12 protein-coding genes are annotated in these 13898 nt (G+C 69.8%); 4 read left to right on the top strand and 8 right to left on the bottom strand.

The features are described from left to right. Nucleotides 1-210: 210 nt before the first annotated feature. The 4 genes from ACWEOI_RS16285 to ACWEOI_RS16270 all read left to right on the top strand — a co-directional run bounded on the left by ACWEOI_RS16285 (nucleotide 211) and on the right by ACWEOI_RS16270 (nucleotide 3600). Nucleotides 211-1077, top strand: coding sequence for a MinD/ParA family ATP-binding protein (locus ACWEOI_RS16285; protein ID WP_433666452.1), 867 nt, complete (start codon nucleotides 211-213; stop codon nucleotides 1075-1077). A gap of 69 nt (nucleotides 1078-1146) precedes the next feature. After that, nucleotides 1147-2166, top strand: coding sequence for an AraC family transcriptional regulator (locus ACWEOI_RS16280; protein ID WP_452360083.1), 1020 nt, complete (start codon nucleotides 1147-1149; stop codon nucleotides 2164-2166). Nucleotides 2167-2645: 479 nt separating this feature from the next. Then, nucleotides 2646-3053 carry a hypothetical protein gene (locus tag ACWEOI_RS16275; RefSeq protein ID WP_452360082.1) on the top strand — a complete coding sequence of 136 codons (408 nt, stop codon included), beginning with the start codon at nucleotides 2646-2648 and terminating at the stop codon, nucleotides 3051-3053. 322 nt (nucleotides 3054-3375) lie between these two features. Further along, nucleotides 3376-3600, top strand: coding sequence for a hypothetical protein (locus ACWEOI_RS16270; protein WP_433666448.1), 225 nt, complete (start codon nucleotides 3376-3378; stop codon nucleotides 3598-3600). A 133-nt stretch (nucleotides 3601-3733) separates the two neighbouring features. On the opposite strand, the gene ACWEOI_RS16265 is transcribed toward ACWEOI_RS16270, so the two are convergent. From ACWEOI_RS16265 to ACWEOI_RS16230, 8 genes are all read right to left on the bottom strand, one after another. Continuing rightward, entirely contained in the window at nucleotides 3734-4732 is a 999-nt protein-coding gene (locus tag ACWEOI_RS16265) for a phosphatidylinositol-specific phospholipase C (protein WP_452360081.1), read from the bottom strand. A gap of 62 nt (nucleotides 4733-4794) precedes the next feature. Further along, nucleotides 4795-5499 carry an FHA domain-containing protein gene (locus ACWEOI_RS16260; RefSeq protein WP_433666446.1) on the bottom strand — a complete coding sequence of 235 codons (705 nt, stop codon included), beginning with the start codon at nucleotides 5497-5499 and terminating at the stop codon, nucleotides 4795-4797. Then, nucleotides 5499-6788 (bottom strand): vWA domain-containing protein, encoded by a 1290-nt coding sequence (locus ACWEOI_RS16255; RefSeq protein ID WP_433666445.1) that lies wholly within the window; start codon nucleotides 6786-6788, stop codon nucleotides 5499-5501. Before ACWEOI_RS16255 ends, ACWEOI_RS16260 begins: the two co-directional genes overlap by 1 nt. Then, the gene (locus tag ACWEOI_RS16250; RefSeq protein ID WP_433666444.1) at nucleotides 6785-7888 is read right to left on the bottom strand and encodes a zinc ribbon domain-containing protein; all 1104 of its coding nucleotides are present in this window, start codon (nucleotides 7886-7888) and stop codon (nucleotides 6785-6787) included. The genes ACWEOI_RS16255 and ACWEOI_RS16250 overlap by 4 nt, the downstream gene beginning before the upstream one ends. Continuing rightward, nucleotides 7885-10305 carry a tetratricopeptide repeat protein gene (locus ACWEOI_RS16245; RefSeq protein ID WP_452360080.1) on the bottom strand — a complete coding sequence of 807 codons (2421 nt, stop codon included), beginning with the start codon at nucleotides 10303-10305 and terminating at the stop codon, nucleotides 7885-7887. The genes ACWEOI_RS16250 and ACWEOI_RS16245 overlap by 4 nt, the downstream gene beginning before the upstream one ends. Beyond that, nucleotides 10302-11483, bottom strand: coding sequence for a hypothetical protein (locus ACWEOI_RS16240; RefSeq protein ID WP_433666442.1), 1182 nt, complete (start codon nucleotides 11481-11483; stop codon nucleotides 10302-10304). Before ACWEOI_RS16240 ends, ACWEOI_RS16245 begins: the two co-directional genes overlap by 4 nt. 8 nt (nucleotides 11484-11491) lie before the next feature. Beyond that, entirely contained in the window at nucleotides 11492-12451 is a 960-nt protein-coding gene (locus ACWEOI_RS16235) for a glutamate ABC transporter substrate-binding protein (RefSeq protein ID WP_433673404.1), read from the bottom strand. Nucleotides 12452-12456: 5 nt separating this feature from the next. After that, complete coding sequence (locus ACWEOI_RS16230; RefSeq protein ID WP_452360079.1) at nucleotides 12457-13719, bottom strand: hypothetical protein; 1263 nt, start codon at nucleotides 13717-13719, stop codon at nucleotides 12457-12459. Nucleotides 13720-13898: the final 179 nt, after the last annotated feature.

Here is a 13898-nt window from a genome sequence, read left to right as displayed (position 1 = left end):
GCAACCCTTTTTGCACTCTTGATCGACTTCAGGGCGGTAGGGGGTATCGGGGGGAATCGACTTCAGGCTTCGAAAAATGTCGAAGTGCAGGGGCAGCTCGTCGACGCGGTGGGGGCGTTGATGGCGAGACGCAGGGGCCGGCTGCGCGCGACGTGGTGACCACACGGATTCCGCAGTATCGACTGCCGCTCGCACCAAAGGAATCTAGCGATGTCCGAAAACTTCCCGGATCATCCCTCGGCCCTTTCCTCCACACCCACCGACCTCTCCCTGCTGCTGCGTCCGGCCCCGCCCGGCGGGCCCACCGACATGGTGCGCATGCATCCGAGCAACGGCTACCTGCTATGGGCCGACCTGCCGCCCGTGCTCGTGCTGGGCAGCTCCGGCGGCTCCGGCGCGACCACCACCGCGCTCGGCATCGCGGGCGCGGCCGCCTACGACTACGGCGAGCACTCGCCGGTGGTCGTGGACGCCACCACCACCGGCGGTGACCTCGCCGCGCGCGGGTGCGACACCATCGACGCCGCCGGCACGGTCCAGTCCTGGCTGAACATGGCGCACCGCAGCCTGCCGTCAACGGTCATCGACAGCTGCGGCGAAAACAGTTCCGGCGTAGGCGTTCTGCCGCGCGGGCCCGAAGCGCTGCCCCGTCGCGAGACCTACTCCTCGGTCCACCGGGACCTGGTCGAGGCGGGATGCCTGCCGGTGTACGACGGTGGCGCGCCGGTCACCAGCCGCATGGTCGCGCCATTGCTGAGCGATTCGCGCATCTCGCTGGTGATCACCCTGGCCGCCCGCCCCGATGCGGTGAACCGGCTGAAACCGGCGCTGATCTGGCTCGACGACAACTACAGCCAGTACCACCTGGCCGACGCGGTCATCGTGGTCACCCGCCAGCATCCCAAGGACGGGCCGCTGGTCACCGAACACGTGCGCAAGTATCTGGGCGACGTGGTCCGCGCGGTCGCCGAGATTCCCTACGACACGCACCTGGGCTCGGGCGGCCCGGTCACCTGGCGGCGGCTGGCCCCGCCGACCCGCGCCGCCTACCGGCAATTGGTCAATCTACTTCGCTAGCCGCACAAGACCATTCGGTTCGTTTGCCGGGTCGGCCCGCGGCGCGAGGGTTGCTGGCAAGATTGCCCCATGAATGCCTACGACGTGACGGTGGGTGGCCCGCGCATCTCGACCGCCGGGGCCTCCGCGCAGGAAGCGTTCGACCTCTGGGCGTCCATCCTGAGCGAATCGATGATGAAATGCTCGATGGAACCGCTCGCCGACGACCCGTTCCACGGCGTCCTCGAGCCCTGCGTGCGCTCGGAACCGATATCGATTGCCCGAGTGGCGAATTCGGACACCCTGGCGCGCCGCACCCAGCGCCACATCGCGGCCTCCGGCGAGCCGTACGTGCTGGCCTGCCTGACCACCGCGGGCGTCTGCGACGTCCGTTGCGGCGGAACATATCTGCGCTCCCCGGTGGGCACCATGTTCCTGGTCGACGGCGAGCGGCCGCAGGAGGCCATCACCACCGGGTACGAGGGCATCCTGATCCGGGTCCGGCGCGACCTGCTGCTGAGCGCCGCGGGGTTGCGTGACGACCAATTCCCGCTCGCCAGACGATTGCAGCCGATCGGGCACGAAGCCCTGGTGATCGACTTCTTCCGGCGGCTGGTGCACCTGTCGCCCGCGGCGCTGGGCAATACGGCCATGTTGAACTCCGGCATCGGACTGCTCGCGGCCGGACTGGCCCTGGGCGGCGACCACCTGCCCGACGAATCGGCCGCGAACGCTCTCCTACGCCAGCGGGTGATCGCCTTCCTGAGGGCGCACCTGGGCAACCCGGAGCTGACACCCGACCGGATCGCCGTCGCCTGCGGACTCTCGCGGCGCAAGCTGTTCCGGCTCTTCGCCGATATCGACGGCGGGCCCATGATGCTGCTGCGCCGCATGCGCGCCGAGCGCGCCCGCGAACTGCTGGTCGCGGCCCCCGACCGCACCATCGCGGCGATCGCCGTCGCCTGCGGCTTCACCGGCGACCGCAACTTCTATCGCGTGTTCCGTGCCGAGACCGGTCTGACTCCTCGCGAATACCGCGACCACGTGCTGTCCGTGCGCCCGGCGGTGCATCCGCCGGTGGGTGTGCCGCTGGGTAGCTTCTCGGCGTAATGGCCTGTCGCCGATCGCATGTCACTCGTCGGCGTTGGCGTGTCACCCATTGGAGGTAGGGATGACCGCTAGATTGCTGTGGGACTGCTGAAAGATTGCGGAGTATTAGCGTGACTCCTATTTCGTGCGGCATCAGAATGAACGGACACGAGTAACCGCGGGAGTGCTGATTTGCTGAAGCTCGGCAGGACGACGACGGCCCCGATCGCGACCGTGCGGGCCCGGGTGCCCGTGGCACTGCGCCGCGGAGTCGACTGTGTGGCAGAGGTCGTCACGTTCGATCACCTCGAGGATCCCGGCGAGCACGTGGCCTTCGTCGTCGAACCCCCGGCCGGGGCGGTGGGAATTCCCTTGGTGCGGGTGCACAGTGAATGATCTGGGTGTCCGAATGGTCCGTTAGCATCGAATGGTTGCTCGGGTACGCGCCATCCGTTCGATCGTCGGGATTCGGCAGGTAGGTGGGATGCGGGTGAGTTCAGGTGCGAAATCGTGTATCCGCGCGGGCGGCGCTGCGCAATTCCGCCGAGCTGCCCCGGCTGCGCACCCTGGCGCTGCTGCGATTGGCGCACGGGCACGCGGGGCGAATGGAGGGCAGCGAATCCGATCGGGCCATCGGACAGGCCTGGGAGGCCACCGCCGATTGCGTGGCGGGGGACGGTGATCTGGCCGGCTATTGCACACCGGAGTTCCTTCGCATGGAAGCCGCGAACAGCTGGGTGCACCTGGGCAAGCCGGAAGCGGCGGTGGAGACGTTGCTGAAAGCGCTGCCGCTGTGGCAGATCGAGGATCGCCGCGATCTGGGGCGGGGTCTGGCCCTGCTGGCGGTGGCGCAGGCGCGGACCGGTCAGGCCGATAGGCGCTGGAGGCGGCCCGGCACGCGCTCGTGATCGCCTCAGAGACGCACTCCAGCCGGACCCTGCGGCAATTGCACCGGCTGCCCGAGGATTTGACCGGTGCCGGGGGCGCCGACCAAGCGCGGGAGTTGCGCACTATTCTCCATCGCACGCTGCGTGCGCAGCGCTGATAATGCGAGGATAATTTGCTGAAAATTAGCAGAATGTCGGACTCGGGTGTCACCCGAGGTCGCACCGGCTGTCGCCAGATGTCGGTCGAAGCGACCTTTGCGTTTCGGTGGCTACTCTGACATGCAGAAACTGTTAGCGTTGATCTTGTTCGAATGCATCTCACGAGACATGGATTCGAGGACAGATGAAGAATGCCGGTAAGTTGCCAACCCTGGGTATCGCCGCCCTGCTGCTGACCTTCATCGGGCTGCTGCTCATCGGGCCCGTCGCCGCCGGATTCCTGATCCAGGCGAGCGCCGGGGGACCCGCCGACCTCACGACGTTCGTCCCGCTGATCGCGATGGCGCTCGTGGTGGCCTTCGCGCTGGGTGCGGGCGGGTGGATGTTCTGGACGCTGCTACGACGCTGAGATCGATTGCGGGATCACGGATCCGCCGTCACCACGGCCACCACAGCGGCCACGGTGGGGACCGCCAGGCAACCGTGGAGGACGACCACCCGGATCGGGAGGTCGGCCTCCCGGTTCGCCCGGCGAGATCGCCTCAGGCGAAGTTCTTTTCGATCAACTGGGTGACCACCGAGGGGTAGCGGTCGGGGAAGTCCATGGGCACGATGCCGTAGTGCGCGGCCTGGCCGCGGTGCGCGGTGAGGTAGGCGTCGACCTTCGGCATGATGGCCGCGGCATTGTCCTTGGGCCAGGCGTTGTCGGCGAAACTGGTGAAGTTGATGTATTCGACGGTGTTGGCGGGATCGCCGGCGGCTTTGTCGAAACAGTCGCGGACGTAGTCGAATTTGTCGCCGCCGGAGGAACCGAAGTTCGAGGAGCCCGAATCCAGTCCGGCCAGTCCGCGGTCCTTGTACCGGTCCTGCAAATAGATGCGATCGGTGCTGAACACGCCGTTGTCGCCACCCGGCCACTGCAGACAGCCCAGGGAGTTCGCGAACTGCGCGATGAGCACGATCCGGCCGCGCGCCTCGCCGAGTGTGGGGAAGCGGTTCTCCAGCCAGAACAGCGAGCGGTAGCCCTTGGCGTCCAGGTATCCGTTGAAGATTCGCTCGAAGTTCGAGCCCACGTCGTTATTGGTGCCGTCCTCCTTCTTGACCCGCATGATCAGGACCTCGCCCGGATTGCGGGCCAGGAAGGTCCGGCACTGATCGAGCACGGTGTCGAAGGTGATGCCCTGGTAGAAGCCGCTGTGGTAGACGCCGAAGGAATCGGCGGTGTGGTCCTGCAGGCCGTTGCAGCGCATGTCGAGGAACCGGATGCCGTGGGAGAACTGGTCGGGCAGCGACCAGTTCTGGGTGTGCGACCATTCGGTGCCGTTGGCCGGATCGGTGGCGCAGGAGTCGTGGGTGCCGGGAATGGTGAGACGCAGCAGCGGGGTGGTGTCGGCCAGCGCCGCCATCCACGCCTGCGGGGCTGCCGCCACGGTCCGGGCGTGCGGAATCGCCTGGGCCGCAGCGCCGGTCAGGCCGGTGGCGACCGTGCCGGCGACGGCGGCCAGGGTGGTGCGGGCGAAGTCTCGGCGCGTCAGGCTCATAGAGCGGGGAGCCTAACCTGGACGACGGTCCAAGATCACCGAATTGCTCGAATCGGTGTGGGTCAGCCTTGTTCCGTGCTCAACGTGATGGTCGTCCAGCCGCCCACATGGATGCGATCGCCGTCCCGCAGGGGAATGGCGGTCTTGGGCGCGATCGGGGTCGGACTCTCGTTGATGCAGGTGCCGTTGGTGGACCCGAGATCGGTGACGGTCAGCGTGCCGCCACTGATATGGAGGATCGCGTGCGACCGCGACACCGCGATATCGGCGGGCGCGACCGACAGATCGATATCCGGGTGCACGCCCTGCGAGACACTGCGCTTCCCGATCAGGATATTGGGCCCCCGCAACGGGATTCGGCGATCGGGGTAGTAGTCGGGGAAGTCGACCCGGTCCAGGTCCGGACCCTTCTGAGCCTGCATGCGCGCGTAGTGCCCCGGATCGGCGGTCACCGTCGCCACCCAGACCGGCCCGCCGTTCGGGTTCTCCCGGGTCTCGCCCTCGGTTTGCGCGGTCGACCCCTCGGGCTCCCCGACGGTCCCCGCCGACTGCTCGTCCCCGCTCGACGCGGTCGGCGCGGGCGGTGGCGGCGGCAGCGCCGAATCGTGCCCGCAGTTCTCACAGAACCGCCCCTCGGCGGGCACCCCGCAGGACGGGCACAGCGCCGGAGGCGGTGCGGCGGTGGCCGGCCCGTCCCCGACCGGTGCGCCACAGGTGTCGCAATAGTCGCTGGCGGTGGTCTCGTGCCCGTCGGTGCAGAACGCCATCACGGCTCCTTGCGGACGCGGGCCGTCTTCGTGGAGCGCACGTCGAGGGCCATCTCGTCGGCGGGATCGACCTTGTTGCGCAGCCGGATGGTGCCGGTGCGCTCGTCGACCACGTCGACCACACTGAGCAGCAGCTTGGCGGTGTTCTCATTGCCGGACTCGGTGGCCAGGTGGTACGCGCGCTGGAGTTTGGCGGTGGCCGTGGCGAAGTCGCCCTGCTTGCGCGCGGCCAGGCCCTCCTGCACGGTCTGAGCCAGTTCGGCCTGCCCGGTGTAGTGGGCGACGCGGCGGCTGATGATCGCCGACTTGTCGGTGTCGGTGGTCCAGGCCGCCTTGACCAGACCCTGCCCGAGGATCTCGCCGTCGGCCAGCACGCTCACCCGCGCGGTCAGCTTCTCCCGACCGGCTGCGGCGGGCTCCACATCGAGCTGCACGTGGTAGTCGCGATCCTCCGCGCCCCACGAACCCAGCGCGTACTCGCCGATCTGCGGACCCGCCTCGACGCGGCGCGCGGTGAGGTCCTCGATGAACGGCGCGACCTGCTTGATGAACGCGATCCGCGCGCCCACCGGCGTCCACACCCGCAGCGTGAGCTCCGGAATCGCCTTCTCCATGGAGGTTTCCATCATGGCCGCGAAATCCTGGGCCAGCTGGTCCGCGGTCTTCACGATGTCGACGGTGCCGTGCAGCGCGGAGGCGATGGCGCGCAGCTCGTTCACCTCCCAGTCCGCGCCGACGCCGCGGCAGTCGCAGGTGAAGACGCCCGTCGACAACCGGATCTCCTCGGCCAGCCGCTCCGGCGTCTCGTGCTCGTTGCGGCCGTCGGTGAGCAGGATGGCGTGCACCATCGCGTCCGGATGCTGCTTGGCGATCAGCCGCGACAGGCCCAGCCAGGTGCCGATGGCGGTGCCGCCGTGCGGGGACAGCTTGTCCAGGGCGCGACGGGCATTGGCGCGCTCCTGCCGGCTCGCCACCGCGGACGCGCCGCTGTGCGGGTACACCACCTGCGCCTTGTCGGTGCCCTCCACGATCGCGAACCGGGTGCCGTCGGGCATGACGTCCAGGGCGGCCAGGGTGGCCTGGCGCGCGCCCGCGAACTTGCCCGCGCCGCCCATCGAGCCCGAGGTGTCGATGATCAGGATCTCGACCCGGGGCGCGGGCGCCACCGATACCACCAGATCGTCGGTGGCCTCCACGGTCACGATGGCGTCGACCGTGCGCGCGCCCTCGGCGAGGAATTCGTTCTGATCGACGGCGACCGAAAGGCCTTGGTTCTCAGCGGAAGTCACGGGGTGTCTCCTGACGGTGCGAGGGAGGGGACGGGGACGAGCGCGACGGTGATGTTGTCCTTGCCGCCCGCGCCGAGCGCGTGCTCCACCAGGGCGCGCGCCGCGAGCAGGGCGGGCTGCGAGCTGGTGAAGCGGGACAGGGCCGCCGCCTCGGGGAGGTAGTTCCACAGGCCGTCGCTGCACAGCAGCAGAACGCCGGGTTCGCTGGTGCGCAGGGTGCGCACGCAGCTGGGGGACCACTGGTGCTCGGAATCGGCGCCGAGCCAGCGGGTGAGCACGTGCGCGTGCGGGCCGTCCATCGCGGTGGCCGCGTCCAGCAGGCCGTTGTCCACCATGGCCTGGGCCAGGGTGTCGTCGACGGTGAGGCGTTCGGAGTCGTCACCCGGGCGCAGCCAATAGGCCCGGCTGTCACCGACGTTCGCGACCGTGACGGCCGCGCCGCCGTCGGGCTGGAACTGCACGATCGCCGAGACGTAGGTGCAGGATGGGGACTTGCCGTCCGGGGTGCCCACGGCCTTGACCGCGTCGGCGGCGGCGGTGAGCCCGACCAGGGCGCAGTCCTCGGCGGACCGGCCGGCCGCGAGCGCGGCCAGGGTGGCGTCCAGGCCCGCGCGGACCGCCGCGCCCGAGGCCGCCTGCGGATCCTCGGAGGTGGACACCCCGTCGCAGACCGCGATCACCGCGGTGGCGGGACGATCCGGCGACGCGCTGTCGAGCACGGCCGCGGCGACCGCGTCCTCGTTGCGGGCATGCAGCAGACCACGATCGGTGACCAGGCACGCCGTGCCCAGATCCGCCTCGAAGCGATCGCGCTCCGGGCCCAGCTCACCGCAACTGGCGCAGTACCCGTCCGGATCGAAAGCCGTGCCCCCGCAGCCGTGGCAGTCGGGCGCGGGACCCGCCGCGAAACCGGTGCCGTCGCCGCCCTCGCGGCGCGCGTTGCGGGCCGCGTCGGCCACCGGCACCGTGGAGCCGGACCCGGGCCGGAACTCCGTGGGCGGCAGCGCGATCAGCCGGACCCCGAGTTTGCTCCCACACGCCTCGCAGAAGCGGTCGGTGTCCGCGGCGAAGGTGCCGCAGCGCGGGCAGCGGGCCGTCACAGCAGCGTCCTCGGGCGCACGGCATTGGCCTGTTCCACCAGGGCGATGCGCTCCCACATGTCGTCGGTCTCGTGCGCGAGATCGCGATAGCAGCGTTCCAAACCGGTCCGTACCCCTTGTTGATCGAGCGCCACCCCCAGCAGCGGGGAGTGGTCGGTGGGCACCCTGCCCAGGCGCAGCCAGCGCAGCGCCGCGTCCAGGACTCGCAGCCGGGCCTGGGCGGCACGGCGTTTCGAGTCCAGGGTCAGCTTGCCGATCCGGGTTCCGGCGTCGCGCACCAGTTGTTCGGTGAGCTCGGCGGGATCGTTCACGGCCAGCAAGGTCTCGACGGCGGTGACACCCGCCTCGGTGTGCACCGCCGAAGCGGCGTCGACCTGGTCCAGCACCGCGACCGCGCCCGGGCCGTCACCGGCCGTGCGGCGCGAGCGGGCGGCGCCGAAGGCCGCGCTGGTGAAGGTGCGGTCGGTACGCCACACCAGGTCGTAATAGGTTTCCGCGCGGGCGGCTTCGGCTTCGGCGCCGTCGGCGGCCAGCAGCTCGGCGGTGACGGCCAGGGCCAGCTTCGGGGCGGCCTCACCCGGCAGCGCGCTGTAGAGGGCGTCGAATTCGGCGGTGGCGGTGGCCCAATCGCGTTGCAGCAGGCGGGCCTGACCCGCGAACCAGGTCAGCCGCCAGTCCCCGGCGAGGGTGGACTCCACCTCGTCGAGGCGGCGCAGGGCGTCGTCGGCGTCACCGAATTCCAGTGCGGCGCGGATCAATCGGAGCGGGATCTCGACCGACTCGGACTGGCCGGTGACCACCGACTGCAGGCCCGCGTTGATCTCGCGCTCCAGGTCCTCGGGGGTGACCGCGCTGGTCGAGGCGAGCAGGGCGGCGCCGCTGTCACCCGGATCGATCAGCGGGACCGGCAGCGCGGCGATGATGTCGCGCGGGTCGTCGGGCAGCCGATCACCGACGCCGAACACCCCGCGCGGCGGGCCGAACCGGGTGGACAGGCCCGGCCGGGGCCGTCCGTCCTCGCGGGCCAGCACCTCGCGCAGCACGCCGGTGAGCTGATCGCCCATCTCGGTCATCGAGGTGAACCGCGCGTCGGGGTCGATGTCGGTGGCGCGCAGCAGGAATCGGTAGAGCGATTCGTGGCGGGCCATCAGCGGTTCGGCGTCCGGACCGGGCAGCGGGCCCAGCTCGTTGTTCACCGGCGGGATCCGCATGATCAGCGCCGCCAGTGTGCGGCCCACCGTGTACACCTCGGAGGCCACGGTCGGCCCGGTCCGGGCGATCTCCTTGGCCTGATAACCCGGTGTGCCGTAGATGGTTTCGGTCTGATCGTGCAGGCCGATCACCGCGCCCAGGTCGATGAGCTTGAGCTGCTCCTCGGTCTGCATCACGTTGTCGGGCTTGAAATCGCAGTAGGCCAGGCCGCGATCGTGCAGGTACTCCAGGGCGGGCAGCATCTCCAGGATGTAGGCGATGGCGCGCGCGGGCCGCAGGTACTGCTGATCGGCTGTGCGCTGCTCGCGCAGGATCTGCTTGAGCGACTTGCCGCCCACGTACTCCATGACGATGTAGCCGACCGGCTTGCCGTCGGGACCGGTGTCCTCGGCGAAGTTGTAGATCCGCACGATGTTCGGGTGATCGACCTGCGCGAGGAACCGCTTCTCGGCCACCGCCGCCCGCATGGCGTCGGCGTCACCGGTATTGAGCAGGCCCTTGAGCACCACCGGGCGGTTGTCGACCTTGTGGTCCACCGCCAGGTAGATCCAGCCCAGGCCGCCGTGCGCGAGCGGGCCCAGCACCTGGTACTGGCCGCCGACCAGATCGGCGCTCGACAGCTTCGGGGTGAAGGAGAAGCGGGTGCCGCAGTGCGCGCAGAACCCCTCGGCGCGGCCCGGCTCGCCATTGCGGCTGCGGCCCACCGGGCGGCCGCACTTGCCGCAGTCACGGTGGTGCTCGGGCACTTCCGGGTCGGCGAGGACCGCTTCGGTGGGATCGCGGCGGGGGACCGAGGGGACCTTCACCATGCCCGCGCCCAGGCGGCCGCGGCTCGCGCCGGAGGAACCGGAGCGGCCGGTGCGGACCGAACGCCCGCTGCGGGAGGCCCGGCTGGTGGCGGTGGATCCGGTGCCGGTGGTCGCGCTACTGGCCTGCGCGGTGGTGGCGAGCGCCGAGACCGGGGCGGGAGCGCTGCCGCAGACATCGCAGTAGCCGTCGAGAATCGTTCCCGTGCAACCGGGTTCGGTGCAGCTGTCGGACGCCGCGCCGCTCGCGCCGGCCGGGATGCCCGTGCTCGTGACCGGGCTGCCGGTCGCCGCACCCCCGGTGCTCGGTGTGGCCGCCCCCGGGCTCGGGGCGGTGCCGCAGACGGTGCAGTACCCGTCCTCGATGGTCCCGGTGCAGCCGGGCTCGGTGCAGTTCATGATCGCCTCCCCGATTTCTGCGCGATGAGCTGGCGGTAGTCCGTGATGGCGCGGGTGACCGCGGCCAGGTCGCAGGGCCGGCGCGCCAGCAGTCCGGCGGCGATGCGACTCGAGGCCAGCACATCCTGTTGCTCGCTGACCCCCAGGCGCGCGGCCTTGGCACGATAGGAGCTGAAGCGTCCCTTCAGTTCCAGTCGCCGGTCGAGCAGCCCCTGGGCCAGTTGCTCGTTGTGGGTCGCGGTGTCGAGGGCGGCGGCGATGCGCTGGCGCAGCTCCCACAGCGCGGCCGGGGTGGGCTGCTCGGCGTCGAGCGCGGTCAATTCCGCGCTGTAGACGGAGCTGTCGTCGGCGTGGCGGGGCAGGGGCGCGGCCAGGATGATGCTCTCCACTTCGGCGCGCGCGTGGTCGGCGCGCTCATAGGTCTTGCGCAGCACGTCGATCAGCGTCCGCACGCGTTCGACCGCGGTGTCCCAATCCGCGGACATGGCCCGCAGATCGGCCAGGACGGCCGCAGCCTCGCGCATGCGGCGCGACAGCTCGGTCAACCGGCGGTCCAGGGCGTCCGGCGCCAGCGCGAGCGGATCGGTGGCGACCTGGACCGACAGTTCGTCGAGATCGACGGCCAGCGAACGCAATTGCGGCATCGCCGAGCCGGCCCGATCCAGTTCCGCGCGCAGCGGCGCGACCTCGGCCATCACCCGATCGTTGACCGCCTCCACGGCCTCGAGCACCCGCACCACGACCGGGAAGGCCGCGTGCATGCGCTCGAGCAGTTCGGCGATCCCGATCAGCTGGACCTGTTCGCGGGGCCCGCCCAGCGCGCGCTGCGACATGGGTATCGCGGTGCGCGCCAGCTCGATCGGCTGCCCGCGCAGCAGCCGGGTCAGCTCCTCGCGGTCGAGGGCGTCCAGTCGCCGCCGGGCCCGCGCGGACCGCGCGCGATCCAGCACCGTGCCCAGGCGGCCGAAGTCCTCCCACAGCAGTTCCAGCGCCGCGCGGGCCGGAGCCCAGCGCTGCTCGGTCACGCCGGTGGGCGGGAACCGCCGCAGCAGGACCAGACCGGGATGCTTGTCCAGTTCCACCAGGGTCGCGGCGATGATCTCGATCTCGCGGGCGCGCTCGGCGATGTCGCGATCGATCTCGGCGACGCTGAGAATGTGCCCCGGATTCGGTTGCATGGCCGAGCTCAATCGCTGTACTTGGGCGCCGGGGGACCGTTGGACGGCCCGAGCACGCTCAGCCGCTTGTTGTAGAGCCGCTGCCAGGTGCCGTCATTGCGCACCCGTTCCAGGACGCCGTTGACGAAGCGCACGAAATCGGTGGCCTGCTGCTGGATCCCGATGGCGTAGTTGTCCGAGGCCATGGCGTCGCCGACCACCTCGAGATTCGGGTCCTGGATCTTCAGGCCGTACAGCAGCGGCAGGTCGGTGCTGGCGGCGTCGACCTCGCCCTGTTGCAGCGCGGTCAGGCAGTCCAGCCAGTTGTCGATGCCGATCACGATGGGGCGCTGCGGGAGTGCGAAGACCGCGTCGAGGGTGGTCGAGTTGGGGATGCCGCACACCTTCTTGCCGCCCAGGTCGGCGGCCGAGCGGATACCCGAGCCCTTGGTCACCAGAACCCGCTGGTCGGTCTCGAAGTAGACCGTGGAGAATTGGATGTCCTTGCGGCGCGCGCAGGTCGCGGTGAAGCTCTGCACCACCATGTCGACCTGACCCTTGGTCAGTGCCTGCACCCGGTTCGCGGTCTCGATGGGCTTGAGCTCCACCCGGTCAGGATCGCCGAACAGGTCCCGGGCCACCTCGTGCGCCAGATCGATATCGAAGCCCTCGATCTCGCCGGTCGCCGGATTGCGGTAGCCGAACAGGAATTCGTTCTGGTTCACCCCGACCCGGACCTTGCCGTTGGCGACGATGGCCGCCATGGTCGATCCGGCCGGCATGGAACCCGGCTGCGGCTGCGCGCCCTGCGGCCGCAGGCTCGCGGTCGGGTTGCAGGACTGGTCGATCCGCTGGTTGGGGCCGGCGGTCAGCACCTTCGCCCCGGCGGGCAGCCGGTTGTCGGGAGGCAGCTGGAAGGGTGGGGCCTCCGGCGTCGAACCGCACGCGGCGGCCAGCAGCGCCACCGCCGCCAGCACCATGATCCGCATCCGCTTCACAAGAACTCCTTCAACCGTGGCCACACCCCGACGACGATCGAGCCCGCCGCCGCCAGCAGCAGCGCCAGCGTGCCCAGGGGACTCAGGGTGAGAGCATTTCCGGCCGTGTTCACATCGTCGCGCACTTCCTGGCGCGTGCGCTCGAGTTCGGTCTTCAAGGCGGCATCGAGCGCGGCGAACTGCGCGGCGGATCCGGTGCCGTCGGCCTTCACGGTCTGGTCCACCGCGCCTCGATAGTTATTGCTCAAATAGGCGGCCACTTCTTTCTGATGGCCGTCCTGCCAGCCGGAGAAGGCCTTGGACGCGGGTGAGTCCGCGCTCACCAGATCACCCAGATCGGCGCGCAGTTTCGCGCTGCCCGCGGCGAAGCGGTCCTCGCTGGACTTGCTGTCGCTGCGGGTGATCAGCTGCAGGGTCTCCTCGGTGCGGGCCTGCTGGGCCAGAATCCGGGCCTGCGCGATCTTCTCGAAGCGGGCGGTCGCGCCGGTGTTGATCGACGCGGAGGCCGCGATGGTGGTGGTCAGAATCCAGAGCAGGGCGATCGTCGTGAGGCCCGCGGCGGCGACCACGCCCGGATTGATCCAGCGGTTGGTGCGGTTCACCAGCAGCCAGGAGCCGTAGCCGCAGGCCGCCAGCAAGAGAACCAGCAGGCCCACGCTCCACAGCGGCAGGCCGGTGATGGCGCGCTGGTCGCGGTGCAGTTGATCGAGGCGGATGCCCTCCAGCTCGGCCGCGTTCGTCAGCAGCGAGCCCTGCATGAGGGCCGAGGCCTGGCGCAGGTAGGCGGAACCGACCGGCAGGCCCTGGCGGTTATTGGCGCGGGCCGCCTCGACATAGCCGGTGTAACTGGGCAATTCGGACGAGATCTTGGCGAGGATGGTGCGCGTCTCGTTGTCCGAGGCGCCGGTGGTGGCCTCGGCCAGCGCGGCCGCCGCGTCGGTGAGCGCGTTCTCGTAGCGCATCCGGACCTCGGGCGACTCGATGCCGCCGGACAGGTACGCGGTGGAGGCCGCAGCGTCGGCGGTCGACAGCGCCACATAGAGGCGTTGCGCGGCATTCGCCAGCGGCTCGGTGTGCGCCAGCACGGTGTCGTGGCGAGAGAGCTTGGCGCTCTGCTGATTCGCCGTCACCAGGCCGCCGATCAAGGCGAGCAGGGCGAGGGCCGCGCCCACCGCGCCGATGACACCCGGTGCGGTGCGCGCCAGGCGTCGCGTCCATTCCGCGGCATTGCGAATGGTCGCCGGTAAGCGACTCCTCAACTCCGATTCCCCCGTTCGACGGGCCGGTACTCCCCGTATGGCCAGATCGTACGGGAGCGATCGCATGCTGTCGATCGAGTTCCGAACGGTTGGAATTCGATTGTTCGGGAGCCGATTTCGAATGTCCGCGCATTCGTGACCGGACCGTGAAATCCAGATTTCACCGCTGGTAATCGCCG

The organism is Nocardia sp. NPDC004340, assembly GCF_053602575.1.
Note: the sequence above shows the minus strand (reverse complement) of the source record. Positions and strands in the feature narration are given on the sequence as shown.

Coding starts and splice junctions, on each gene's coding strand:
- ACWEOI_RS16260 (WP_433666446.1), bottom strand. CDS start 5,499: ATGGCGTTCTGCACCGACGGGCACGAGACCACCGCCAGCGACTATTGC.
- ACWEOI_RS16235 (WP_433673404.1), bottom strand. CDS start 12,451: ATGCGGATCATGGTGCTGGCGGCGGTGGCGCTGCTGGCCGCCGCGTGC.
- ACWEOI_RS16280 (WP_452360083.1), top strand. CDS start 1,147: ATGAATGCCTACGACGTGACGGTGGGTGGCCCGCGCATCTCGACCGCC.
- ACWEOI_RS16245 (WP_452360080.1), bottom strand. CDS start 10,305: ATGAACTGCACCGAGCCCGGCTGCACCGGGACCATCGAGGACGGGTAC.
- ACWEOI_RS16240 (WP_433666442.1), bottom strand. CDS start 11,483: ATGCAACCGAATCCGGGGCACATTCTCAGCGTCGCCGAGATCGATCGC.
- ACWEOI_RS16285 (WP_433666452.1), top strand. CDS start 211: ATGTCCGAAAACTTCCCGGATCATCCCTCGGCCCTTTCCTCCACACCC.
- ACWEOI_RS16265 (WP_452360081.1), bottom strand. CDS start 4,732: ATGAGCCTGACGCGCCGAGACTTCGCCCGCACCACCCTGGCCGCCGTC.
- ACWEOI_RS16270 (WP_433666448.1), top strand. CDS start 3,376: ATGAAGAATGCCGGTAAGTTGCCAACCCTGGGTATCGCCGCCCTGCTG.